This is a genomic window from Pseudoalteromonas sp. A757, assembly GCF_004103285.1.
Lineage (GTDB): Bacteria > Pseudomonadota > Gammaproteobacteria > Enterobacterales > Alteromonadaceae > Pseudoalteromonas > Pseudoalteromonas galatheae.
Genome location: NZ_QNQN01000069.1, coordinates 56,185 through 68,843, shown reverse-complemented (window position 1 = coordinate 68,843; position 12,659 = coordinate 56,185). Strand labels below are relative to the sequence as shown.

Below are 12,659 nucleotides of genomic sequence, written 5' to 3'. Positions count from 1 at the left end.
CAAAAGCAAGCACCGCATTCACGTATTAGTCAATTAGTTAAGTTTACAATTAGTCAGCTTCATTCATTTCAGGGTTAATACGCCCCAAAATACCATCAAGTTCATCCAAACTAGCATAGGAAATAACCAGTTTACCTTTGCCTTTCTGGTTGTAGTTGATCTCTACTTTAGCACCTAAGTTTTCCTGTAATTGCTGCTCAAGCAGCTTCACATCAGGATCCTTTTGCTTCGCTTCTTTTTTCTCGACAGGCTCTAAAATGGTACGAACCAGTTTTTCGGTTTCTCTTACAGTTAATCCTTTAGCCACAGCAGTTCTCGCCGCTTCAGATTGCGCTTCACCAGTTAGGGCAAGTAGACAGCGAGCATGGCCCATTTCTATGTCGCCATGTTCCAACAAGATTTTTACATCATCATTGAGATTGTTGAGACGAAGTAAATTGGTGACCGTCGTACGCGATTTGCCAACCGCATCGGCAACTTGCTGATGCGTGAGTTCAAATTCATTAAGCAAGCGATCTAGCGCAATTGCTTCTTCCATTGCATTGAGGTCTTCACGCTGAATGTTTTCAATAAGCGCAATAGCAACAGCCGCTTCATCCGGCACATCTTTGATTAAACAAGGAACGGTATCTTGCTTAGCCAACTGTGCCGCACGCCAGCGTCTTTCACCGGCAATAATTTCAAAGCTTTGCGTGGCAACTTTACGCACCACAATTGGCTGTAAAATCCCCTGCGAACGGATCGAACTAGCCAGTTCCTCAAGTGCCTGCTCTGACATATCTTTGCGCGGCTGATACTTACCCGGCGTTAGCCACTCAATAGGTAATCGTTGTAACTCTTGTTCAACCGCCGATTCAGCAGGCGCTTCACTGACTGTCGCAACGGCTTCTTGTTGATTAGGTACAGGTGCTGCAGTACTTGGATTAGGTTTAGCTGAGCTGAGTAGGGCATCCAACCCTCGGCCTAAACCACGTTTTTTAACCGACATGTTCTTTTTATCCTCTTAGGCAACCGCAGCTGCTTGCTTTTCTTTGCGTCTTAGCATTTCACCCGCTAGCGCTAGATAAGCTTTCGCACCGCTTGATGCTCTATCATAATACATCGCAGGCGCTCCAAAACTTGGCGCCTCCGCTAATCGCACATTACGAGGGATCACAGTCCGGTACACTTTATCGCCAAAGTGTTGTTTTAACTGCTCAGATACGTCGTTAGCTAGACGATTACGCGGGTCATACATAGTGCGTAAAATGCCTTCAATTTGCAATCCTGGATTCACCAACTTACCGAGTTGGGTAATGGTGTCCATTAAAGCAGTTAATCCCTCCAGTGCATAATATTCACACTGCATCGGAACTAAAACTGCATCGGCGGCAGCCATGGCATTTACCGTTAGCATATTTAATGAAGGTGGACAGTCGATGAATATATATTCATATTTATCTTTTATCGTCTCAAGGGCGTTGCGTAGTCTCACTTCGCGCGCAAACAACTCCATCAGCTTGACTTCTGCCGCGGTTACATCGCCATTCGCTGCGATCAAATGATACTCGCCGCTGGTTTCTGTGGTGATCACTTGATCCATTGGCGCTTCTTCGATCAACAAATCATAAACCGTTGCGACATCGGCGTATTTATCAACGCCACTGCCCATGGTTGCATTGCCTTGAGGATCGAGATCGATCAACAGAACTTTACGTTTAGTCGCCGCCATGGACGCGGCTAAATTCACCGCCGTGGTTGTTTTACCAACACCACCTTTTTGGTTTGCTATTGCAATGACTCTTGCCACATTGTCCTCGACAATTAATCTTTAGAAAGAATGATTAAATGGCGCTCACCTTCAAGCTTGGGCACCACTAAACTAATATCTTGCGATAAACTCACGCCGTTTGGTAGGTGTTCTAGCTCATCCGCAGGGTATTGCCCCTTAAGTGCTAAGAATACACCTTGGTTATCGATTAAATGTGAACACCACTGGATCATATCTTGTAGTGATGCAAAAGCACGGCTGAGTACACCGTCTAATTTAACACTTGGCTGATATTCTTCAACTCGAGACTGTACAGGGGTAACATTCTCAATACCAAGCCCATGTTTTACCTGCATTAAAAATCGAATTCTTTTACCAAGGCTATCAAGAAGAACAAAATTGATGTCCGGTCTAGCTATCGCTAATACCATACCCGGTAAACCCGGTCCGGTGCCTACATCAATATAATGACTGCCCGTTAGGTGTGGCGCAACAACCAAAGAGTCCATGATATGTTTTACCATCATTTCTTTTGGGTCGCGAACGGATGTGAGGTTGTAGGCTTTGTTCCATTTATCCAGCAGCTGGACATATTCGACCAACTGCTGCTTTTGTTGTTCGCTGAGCTCGATTGAGGTATCAGCGAGTAATTCATTCAATTGTTCTAATAACACAGTGTTCCACTGCTATTACGCCGACTTACGTAATAGCCCTTGCTTTTTCAGATACACTAATAATAGCGAAATAGCAGCAGGGGTGATACCAGAAATACGTGAAGCTTGGCCAATCGTTTGTGGACGAGCATCAGTTAGCTTTGCCACAACCTCATTTGACAGACCGCTTACCAGAGCATAATCAAACTCAGCAGGCAGTAATGTCTCTTCATGACGAAGCTGTTTATTAATCTCATCTTGTTGACGCGCAATATAACCGGCGTACTTAGTTTGGATCTCAACCTGTTCAAGGGCTGGAATATTATCAAACTCAGATCCTAATCCTTCAATTGCCATTAGGTCATGATAATTAACCTCTGGACGGCGGATCAGATCTTCAAGACTGGCTTCGCGTACTAGTGGCTTTTTCAGCAGTTCGTTTACCGCATCAAGTGCTGGATGATCTTTATGGATCCAAGTATTGCGCAGACGCTGTGCTTCTTGTTCCATGATTTCAAGTTTATCGTTGTATGCAGCCCAGCGTTCATCGTCAACTAAACCTAATTCGCGACCTTTTTCTGTTAGACGTAAATCCGCATTGTCTTCACGCAGTAACAAACGGTATTCAGCACGAGAGGTAAACATACGATAAGGTTCTTTTGTACCAAGCGTGGCTAAATCATCGATCAACACGCCTGCATAAGCTTCATCACGGCGCGGTGTCCATGCTTCACGGCCTTGAACTTGAAGTGCTGCGTTCATACCCGCAATCAAACCTTGTGCACCGGCTTCTTCATAACCGGTTGTACCATTGATTTGACCTGCGAAGAATAAGCCATTGATAAACTTTGTTTCCAATGACTGCTTAAGGTCACGCGGATCAAAGAAGTCATACTCAATTGCATAGCCAGGACGACAAATATGCGCATTCTCAAAGCCTTTAATAGAACGCACGATCTCCAGTTGGATATCAAATGGTAAGCTGGTGGAGATACCATTCGGATATAGCTCGTATGATGTTAAGCCTTCAGGTTCTACAAAGATCTGATGCTTTTCTTTATCAGCAAAACGCACAATTTTATCTTCAATTGAAGGGCAGTAACGTGGACCAATTCCCTCAATCACGCCTGCATACATAGGCGAACGATGTAAGTTATTGCGGATCACATCATGGGTTTTTTCATTGGTATAGGTGATATAACAAGGGATCTGTTTTGGATGATCAGACACTTTGCCCATAAACGAGAAAACCGGAGTCGGACTATCGCCTGGTTGTTCTTGCATCACTGAAAAATCAACCGTTCTTGCATCGATACGTGGCGGTGTACCTGTTTTTAGACGATCAACTCGAAAAGGCATTTCACGTAAACGCTCAGCCAAAGCAATAGAAGGTGGATCGCCAGCACGGCCGCCTTTAAAGTTTTCTAAACCAATATGGATCTGACCACCTAAGAAAGTACCAACGGTTAGTACTACTGACGAAGCGCTAAAACGCAAACCCATTTGGGTCACGACACCTTTTACCTGATCGCCTTCAACAATAAGATCATCACAAGACTGTTGGAAGATCTTTAAGTTTTCTTGCTGTTGCAGGATGTCTTGGATCGCAGCTTTATACAATGCGCGATCTGCCTGAGCACGAGTCGCTCGTACTGCTGGGCCTTTCGATGAATTAAGTGTTCTGAATTGGATCCCACCTTTGTCGATTGCTTTGGCCATTGCACCACCAAGTGCATCAATCTCTTTAACCAAATGACCTTTACCAATCCCACCAATAGCTGGGTTACACGACATTTGGCCTAAGGTATCCATATTGTGTGTTAACAATAAGGTATTCATACCCATACGAGCAGCTGCAAGTGCAGCTTCAGTGCCTGCGTGTCCACCACCAACAACGATGACATCAAAATGTTCATGATAAATCATTTACGGGATCCTACTTAAAACAACCGAGCAAATTTAGAAAGGATGCGTATTCTACCTAGAATTAACCAGAAGTGAAATGGTTAAACTTTGCACAACGCAAAAAAGAGATCACTTAAAATATATAAGGATCTTTTTAAAGATCTTTATTGATCTTACTATTACTGATCCTTTGATCTGTGAATAGTTTTGTATTCCTGTTGAGATCCAATTGCTTAACTAAGATCAATTGATGTGAATTAGATCGGATCAACAGGCCTAAAACCTTTGATCAATTTGCCACTTTATTCACAGGGCTAGATCTGAATTTTTTTATCCAATGGATAAGTAAGCATAGATCAGCAGTTAGATCATAGGTTATCCACAATGCGATCTAAAATAGACTGAATTTGTGAATAACTTCTGTGTATTTCAATGTCGCAGCGTTAAGCGACACATTCAACAAACTTAGGTAACCAAGCAATAGCGGTATCTTCTGGTAGATCTGGGTGTAAAACATCGATCTTTTCTATGTCTAACAGCTGTGTTGCACCTTTTTCTTTAAGTAAATCAGCAAGATTAATAGCTGCGTGGTTAAAGGTGTCGTAACTTGAATCACCAATTCCCACTACTGCAAAGCGTAGCTGACTCAGATCCGAACTCGCTTTTAACGCTGATATAAAAGGTAGTAAGTTTTCTGGGTAGTCACCGGCTCCATAGGTTGATGTCACCACCAGCCACAGTGCTTGCTGACAAGCTTCAAGCTCAGGTTGTTCATGCAAATTTACGGTATAGCCTTGAGATTCAAGCGATTCCATTAGCTGTTCAGCAACGTATTCTGCTGATCCCATTTGGCTGCCTACAATAAGATCTAAAGTTTGCATTATTACCCTTACCTAAGTCGTGTTGCGCGTCATCTTAGCGTTTAACATGAATATGTAAAGAGGGCTTTGAAGTTATTGGATAAAAATATTTGCACAAATAATGTGTGATTTTTATTTTCTTTATTTATCTATATGAAAGGAAAGAGAAAAATAAAATATTCCTGAGCTTAACTTGGTGATCTATTTGTGGATAATCTATGGGATAGCTGCGCTTAAAAGTGCTTTTATAACGCTGGAACTACGATTGAAGAAGTAAGAACTTCGCTGTTTTTGAATGGATTTTGAGGTTGTGGATGAAGAGTTGTGGATAACGATCTAAAAGCCAGAAGTCGATCCAGACTTTTAGATCTATTTAGTTAGATCCATATAATAAAAGAGTCTAAAAAACCGGTCAGATTTCGGGATTAATTTAGCTTGACAGCCTAGTTGTGAGAACTGGTTGCTCAAATAAGAACTCAACCGTATGCTCTTCGAGCAGTTTTTTAGTGGCTGACTCTTGCTGTGCTATCACATGATCGCTGAGTGCATTACCTGATGAGATACGTTTGACTCCTAACTCAGCTAACGCCTGTTTATCACTAAATCCGGGCAACAACATCACATTGACTGGAATTGAAAGCAGGGCTGTTAGGCGTTTTATCATCGCGGTGTCGGTTAAACCAGGAATAAAAAAGCCATCGCAACCTGCTGTTTGGTAAGCGAGCGCACGCTCATGAAGCGTCGCTTCCGTCCAATGTGGTTGTAAGCAAAGATCGCAACGTGCATTGATAAAGAAGTGTTTGAAACCGCGATGATGTAATGCTTGTTTGATTGCCTGCAATAGCGCTTGGTGTGATGCTATATCGCGTAAGCTGCTCTGGTGACTGGGCTTGTCTTCAATATTGATACCTGCAACGCCAAGGTCGGCCAATTGGATAATATGTTTGATGATCTGATTTTGATCCGCGCTGTAGCCTGCCTCAATATCAACACTTAATGGAATAGTGATCACCTTAAGAATGGCACTTACTGTTTGTAGTACATGATCAAATGTGAGTTGTTCTCCATCTTTATAGCCCTGATGATTTGACATGCCCCAACTTGTTGTCGCAACAGCTTTGCCACCAGCCTGCTCAATAATAAGTGCCGATAAAGGATCCCAGCAATTAGCGATAAAGAGCGGGCTAGTGTTTTGATGAAGGGCTTTAAAAGTTGTACGTTGATCCATTTTATTTCTCCTAAGTTGACACACTTAGGGTACGCAGTTTATGGATGTTGGACTGGCCAAATTTGGCACTCAACATTTTGATACACATTTTCACGAAAAAGTAAGGTGAAAATGTTATTTAAAAAAATATGTATTATTTTTATGCAGTTAGAGTTAGTTTTTGCAATATGAGTATTTTTATTATTTATTCATGTTATTGATATTTATAGTTTTTATTTTTTTCCTCATTACTTGTTATGTCATTCGCTTTGATGTTAATACTGATGGTGAATTGAACAACACGGCAAGGATTGCTCTGGTAATAGTATCTATTTCCACCTCAAAACTGGATTTGGGTTGAACAATGAAGTGTTTATGGCTTACTTCTCGTACTTGAGAGAGCCATATAAACAAAGTGCTTACTAATAGCTGTTACATAACCGCAAAATTAAGGAAAAAAGATGAAAAAATTAATTGAAAAAAGTGCGCTATCTAGTATTTCTGGTGGTAGTGGTGTTTTGGATCCATTAGATCCAGCGTCGTCTGTTTTACATCCTGTTAGACCTGAATCTTCAGTACTGCACCCAGTTAGACCTGAGTCTTCAGTATTGCATCCTGTTAGACCTGAATCTTCGGTACTACACCCTGTTAAACCCATCTAATACATTGAATTGATATGCGTTGGTATATGTGTTGTTGCCAACGATATTACCTTACATTTTACTTTTTATTAATATAATTCAAAGACTTAATTTATCTGTTGTATTGACCTCATCATTAAGATTGGAAATAATAGCTTCGACTTTAAGGAACTATAAAAGGTAAAGCATGGATAAGGAACTGCACATTAGTGCTGCTGAAGATTGGTATTCATTTCGTATTAGCGCTTCTGGAGAGCTGGAATTTAAACGTGTTGCACTATGGGCCGCTGATGAACAGGGTTCTGTGAGGGGGTTAGTCTCAGGTAGTGGCAACAAGAAATTCGCTAACTATTTATACAATGCACCACACGCGCACGGTGGTTATATTCATTGGAATGATATGACACCCGATCAACAGAAAAAGGCAAAGCAGGACTGCCAAATAGATATCGATAGGTTAAAAGAGCTGCAAGCTGACGATACTAGCTCGTAATCGACACCCGCTGATTTTAAATATTTACTTGAAATTACCGCAGTTTACAGAGCTGTGCTTCATTATTTTTCTACTCTATAGTCCGATTAGTGCGGCTATACGTTAAATTCAATTAGAAATAACGACATGAATCAATTCGATAAAAACCAGATTATCACGCTGGATATTCAAGACCCGCAACAAATCAAACTAGCATTAACACAATATAAAGCTTTATTAGATGAGGATAGGGCTTTTAGCGATAGTCAATTTGATGTTGAGTTTAAGCAACTGGGAAAAGACGGTAAACGCCGCCTACAACCACAAGATAGCGGCAACAACCTTAAGTTGCTGCAGTCTGCGTTAAACTTAGGCCAAGAAGGCGGATCGCACCACTATAACCATCCTATAGATGATGATACTGAAACTTATATTTCTGAAGTCATTCTGTTTGCAGCAGCTCTGCAATATCCTGAAATTAAAGAGGTTGTTGTAGAAACCGCCGAAGCCATCGTTGCTTATAGTCGACGCCAAAACGACACAGACGAAATGTGGCTTGATGATATGCGGGTATTTGGCGTAGAAGCATTATATATGCTTGCAAAGACGGATATACGGTACACCTTCTTGCTTGCACAGTTTTTTGTGCCTTACTGGGATGATGAGCATGCCTGCGGTTACGAAAGCTATTTAAGTTCATTGCTTCATGAGCATGGCTGGCACAAAGAAATAATCAAAGCATTTATATGGTGTGACAACGAGAGCTTTAGATCTGGCATGTTCCAAAATGATCGATATAGTGACGATTGTAGCTACCAGCCATTGGGGGAATATTTATGCCAGCACCCCGAGCACTACGAACAATTTAAAGCATTAGTCGTTGCACGTTTCCAAGCAGAGCCTGTATTACTTGAGCATGTCGATACTATGTGCGATGAGGATGAAGAAGAAGACTTAAGTACTTATCAACCCGTCGTGTCTCTATACCAATCGCTATTCCCTCATACTTGTTTTTATGACGATGAAGAAGCCAAAGATAGCTTTATGGCAATGCCGTTTTTTGGCAGCACGCTCGAAAATGAAGCGTATGATTTACAGCAAAAAGTCCAATCACAGGTTGTAGGGCCGCTCGTTAAAATAGCACAGAGTGCCATTACTGCGCGTGCAAACTATCGCGCCTATCTCGCCAGAGACGAGAGAAAATATGAGCTTAACTATGGTAGCAATTTATTGAAGCCCTTAGTGCTAGCTATGCCCCAAGGTGAATCATTGTGGCGCTATATTGAAAGTGGTGAGCCACACACCGTGTTAGAAACACTCTGTGAAGTTGATGTACTTGAATTAGCGAAACTGCATGCCAGTGACATGGCTGAGCATCTTATTGATCAATTGAGTAGTTTCGAGCGCAATAACCAAGGTATAGCCGACGAATTGGAGTCGGTGCTCAGTCTTGTACGGGGCGATTTACTGACTGAGCACTTCAGTGAAGAAGTTGAATATACACAACCAAATGGCATGGTGCTGACGCTTACGGTACGCAAAGACACAGAAACGAGCTTACTACAAGCTCGCGCTCAGCAATACTTGCGCGTGATTGACGTATTTTATTATGCTCTAGGTAAACGTGAGTTTAGTAAATATATGATGACATCACTTACCGAAGGTGATGAGGCGCTACTTTCTAGAGAAGCCTATTATCAGCGCTACACTCAACTCTCCTTATCTGATATTGAGAGCGCAGCAGAAAGTGCCAAAGCCAAAAACATCCAATCGATATTTCATCACTTCACCAACCAAGATGAATTACTGTGCCGCAAGCATCTTAAGTTGGTTGATGAGCATTTTCGCTCATCCCGTGCGCTGTGCCATCCAGAGCAGTGGCCACAATCGGATATGGGCTTAATGACACTGGCCAGCTATCACCTTCATTGTGATTACAATCAGCGTATTGGCGACGATATTACAGAGGCACTGGTAACTTATCTTAACGACAATCATATTTGGCAACTCGCTGCCCAGCACATAATTCAAAAATGTCATAAAAAGTCAGACCATTATAACCCTGAAAACCTAGGGTTATCTGAGGAACAAATAGCGCGGATCTGTGATCACTTTACTGCAGACACGCCGCGAGATGATTTGGTCAGTATATTGGCACTAGTACAGCCACACTTGTATCGAGATGAGTGCTGTCGCGGCGATCTTTACTTAAACAAATTTAGTGAGCAGCAACCCAGTTATCAGCTTTTTAAAGATCATGATGATGACTTTCAGCGCTTTACCTTAGCCGCATTTTGGTTGCGGCAATTACCTTTACCCTTACAAAATAAAGCAGATCGTTTGTGGCAATTTATTATTGCATTGGCGCCAGTTAGGGTTGCACGCAATGTGCTTCGTGCTTATTCAGATGATCATTGGGATATAGAGTTTAACAATATACTCGATGGGATTGATGTCTATGAGCACTTAAGTAAAGCTGGAATAGATAGCGGTATTCTGAATGCCTATGAAATGAGTTATCAACGTTATGACTTCGGGCGTTACGTAAATTGGATAGAGATTTACAGCGAAATAGTCAGTGATGATACCAGTATGTTTGGCAGCATGGGGCGTAAAAAAGCCAAAGCCATGGAGCGGGGGCTTGCGTATATTAATGAGCGCACGAAAGTTGAGTTTTTACATCATGTTTCGCTCAAACATCCTGAAGTTGCAGTCGACTTTGATCATAACTTGCGCCGTGCGATAGATATTTTTGCGCAATTAAATCTGCACTCTTGGGAGCATGCGTTGGCACACGAGTCAGGTAAGGATTGTCTGTATTTCGGTGAAGGTGAAAAGTTACCAAAGAAGCTGCATAAAGCCATTGTGGCAGATAGTCTTTCAATACATGATAAACCTTGTCATGTTGATGGTCGAAGTTGGGAAGCCTGCACTGTGTTGCAGCAGCAAGGAGACAATTATGTGATTGTGATGGCCGATCATGAGGTGCCGCTTGCTTGGTATGAAGACAGACTGTCATCGGGACCCTTATTGGTATTCTCAGAGCAGGTTGAACGTGCTGCTATTGTAAAGCGCGTTGCTGAACTTCAAGTGCAGTCCAATCGTATTAACGGGATTGTTGAACAAACGATGGCTTATCTAGATAACGAAATAGAGTTTGACGCCATGGCTGCGCTGTTCAAAGAGCAAATATCCACCGAGTTTATGCGTATCGATGCCGATGAATACCACATGTATAGTCTGCGTCAATTTGTGTGGATGCTAGATGTTAAGCGTCGCAACAAACTGGTACGTCTGCTTCTTAATCATGACTATCGCGGCTTTAAATTAATTGAAGCGCAAATGGAGCAACCTTGGTTGTTACACCAACTGGCACACAATGAAATTGATTTTGAGACTTATCTATCAAACAGCGATGAGTATGAAGGTGAAGCATCCGAGACCGGTATGGCATTTTTACTCGCCTGGTTATTTGATATCGGCGTTAAATCCGAACACCTGATGCTGTTTTGTATTAAGCGCAGCCATTTTGACGTGTGTCGTGAGTTTATTGTGGCACATGCTCGTGGCCAATATGGCAGTTTTAAACAGAGTTTGAGCTACCTACACGCGGGTCGCCGCGCTGAACTTCCTGAAATATTAAGCCAAGAAGCAGATGCTGAAGTATTGCTAGCTCCATTGAAAAAAGACAAATCTCGTAAGGTAAAAGAAGCAGTAAGCCATTACTGTAGTTAGTGTATAGTCATACGCCCGAACATCGGGCGTATGACAACTCAAATATTTGGATTATTTATCCGAAGCTCAGGTTATTTACCGATACAGAATGAGCTAAAGATTTTGCCTAGCAAATCATCTGAGGTGAATTCGCCGGTGATCTCATTGAGGTATTGCTGGGTTAGGCGCAGCTCTTCTGCCAGAATTTCACCGGCAATGTGCATCTCTAGCTGAGTTTGGCCTATTTCTAGGTGCTCAGCAGCGCGTTCTAGGGCGTCTAAATGACGACGACGAGCCATAAAGCCGCCCTCAGTTGCACCTGTGAATCCAATACAGGCTTTTAGGTGTTCTCTCAATAAATTAATGCCTTGAATATCTTTGGCACTCAGGCGAATAAGAGTATGGCCATCACTCGTTGTTGTGCCAATGGCTTCACCGCTCAAATCGACTTTATTGCGGATCACCGTAATCTCCATACCTTGCGGTAGTTGTTCGATAAAATCAGGCCAGATCTTCGCAGGATCGGTTTCGTGGGTTTCTGTGCCATCTACCATAAACAGTACATGATCGGCACCACGGATCTCTTCCCAAGCACGCTCTATGCCTATCTGTTCTACTTTATCTGGACTATCACGAAGTCCTGCAGTGTCGATAATATGAAGCGGCATACCATCGATATGAATGTGCTCACGCAGTACATCCCGTGTGGTACCTGCAATGTCTGTAACAATCGCGGCTTCACGGCCAGCTAAGGCATTGAGTAGCGATGATTTACCTGCGTTAGGACGACCTGCAATCACCACGCGCATACCTTCACGCATAATACTGCCTTGCTTGGCTTGTTTACGCACTTCAGCGAGTTGCTGAATAATGCTCTCAAGATCCCCTGCGACTTTACCATCTGATAGAAAATCAATTTCTTCATCGGGGAAATCAATTGCAGCTTCAACATACATACGAAGGTGAATTACTTTTTCGACCAATGCGTTGATATGTTTAGAGAAGTCACCTTGCAGTGAATGTAGTGCACTTTTTGCAGCTTGCTCGCTGGTGGCGTTGATCAAGTCTGCGATAGCTTCTGCTTGCGTTAAGTCTAGCTTGTCGTTCATAAAAGCACGTTCTGAGAACTCACCAGGCTTTGCCAAGCGCACTTGCTCGATTTGGCTTATCTCCTTTAGCAGCATATCAAGGACAACCGGACCACCGTGGCCTTGTAGCTCAAGCACATCTTCTCCTGTGAATGAGTTTGGTCCTTGAAAGAACAGCGCAATGCCTTGGTCAAGCTGTTCACCTGCTAGGGTGTTGAATGGCAGGTATTCGGCATAGCGAGTTTTAGGGCATTTACCTAAGATTTGCTCGGCGACCTCTTTGGCTTTACTACCAGATACTCGAATAATGCCAACGCCACCGCGACCCGGAGCGGTAGCCTGTGCTGCTATGGTGTCTTGTGCAATCAT

The 12,659-nt window shown here is 42.7% G+C and carries 10 protein-coding genes; 3 read left to right on the top strand and 7 right to left on the bottom strand.

Annotation, left to right across the window (positions count from 1 at the left end; all coding sequences use genetic code 11):
* Positions 1-49 precede the first annotated feature (49 nt).
* From DRB05_RS12175 to DRB05_RS12150, 6 genes are all read right to left on the bottom strand, one after another.
* Positions 50-988, bottom strand: a complete 939-nt coding sequence (locus DRB05_RS12175; RefSeq protein WP_128727185.1) for a ParB/RepB/Spo0J family partition protein — start codon at positions 986-988, stop codon at positions 50-52.
* Between the two features lie 15 nt (positions 989-1,003).
* Entirely contained in the window at positions 1,004-1,789 is a 786-nt protein-coding gene (locus DRB05_RS12170) for a ParA family protein (protein ID WP_010376876.1), read from the bottom strand.
* A 14-nt stretch (positions 1,790-1,803) separates the two neighbouring features.
* On the bottom strand, positions 1,804-2,424 hold the full coding sequence (gene rsmG / locus DRB05_RS12165) for a 16S rRNA (guanine(527)-N(7))-methyltransferase RsmG (RefSeq protein WP_128727184.1): 621 nt from the start codon (positions 2,422-2,424) through the stop codon (positions 1,804-1,806).
* Positions 2,425-2,439: 15 nt separating this feature from the next.
* On the bottom strand, positions 2,440-4,329 hold the full coding sequence (gene mnmG, locus DRB05_RS12160) for a tRNA uridine-5-carboxymethylaminomethyl(34) synthesis enzyme MnmG (RefSeq protein WP_128727183.1): 1,890 nt from the start codon (positions 4,327-4,329) through the stop codon (positions 2,440-2,442).
* A 422-nt stretch (positions 4,330-4,751) separates the two neighbouring features.
* Positions 4,752-5,189, bottom strand: coding sequence for an FMN-binding protein MioC (gene mioC, locus DRB05_RS12155; RefSeq protein WP_128727182.1), 438 nt, complete (start codon positions 5,187-5,189; stop codon positions 4,752-4,754).
* A gap of 409 nt (positions 5,190-5,598) precedes the next feature.
* Positions 5,599-6,396: an isocitrate lyase/phosphoenolpyruvate mutase family protein gene (locus DRB05_RS12150; RefSeq protein WP_128727181.1), complete on the bottom strand. Its 798-nt coding sequence runs from the start codon at positions 6,394-6,396 to the stop codon at positions 5,599-5,601.
* A gap of 440 nt (positions 6,397-6,836) precedes the next feature.
* Between DRB05_RS12150 and DRB05_RS12145 the strand changes: the two genes are divergently transcribed.
* From DRB05_RS12145 to DRB05_RS12135, 3 genes are all read left to right on the top strand, one after another.
* A complete protein-coding gene (locus DRB05_RS12145) occupies positions 6,837-7,037 on the top strand; it encodes a hypothetical protein (RefSeq protein WP_125253654.1) in 201 nt (66 codons plus the stop codon).
* A 166-nt stretch (positions 7,038-7,203) separates the two neighbouring features.
* Entirely contained in the window at positions 7,204-7,509 is a 306-nt protein-coding gene (locus DRB05_RS12140) for a hypothetical protein (protein WP_128727180.1), read from the top strand.
* Positions 7,510-7,635: 126 nt separating this feature from the next.
* Positions 7,636-11,223 (top strand): hypothetical protein, encoded by a 3,588-nt coding sequence (locus DRB05_RS12135; RefSeq protein WP_128727179.1) that lies wholly within the window; start codon positions 7,636-7,638, stop codon positions 11,221-11,223.
* A gap of 71 nt (positions 11,224-11,294) precedes the next feature.
* Here the strand turns inward: DRB05_RS12135 and mnmE are convergent, their stop codons facing one another.
* Positions 11,295-12,659: a tRNA uridine-5-carboxymethylaminomethyl(34) synthesis GTPase MnmE gene (mnmE, locus tag DRB05_RS12130; RefSeq protein ID WP_128727178.1), complete on the bottom strand. Its 1,365-nt coding sequence runs from the start codon at positions 12,657-12,659 to the stop codon at positions 11,295-11,297.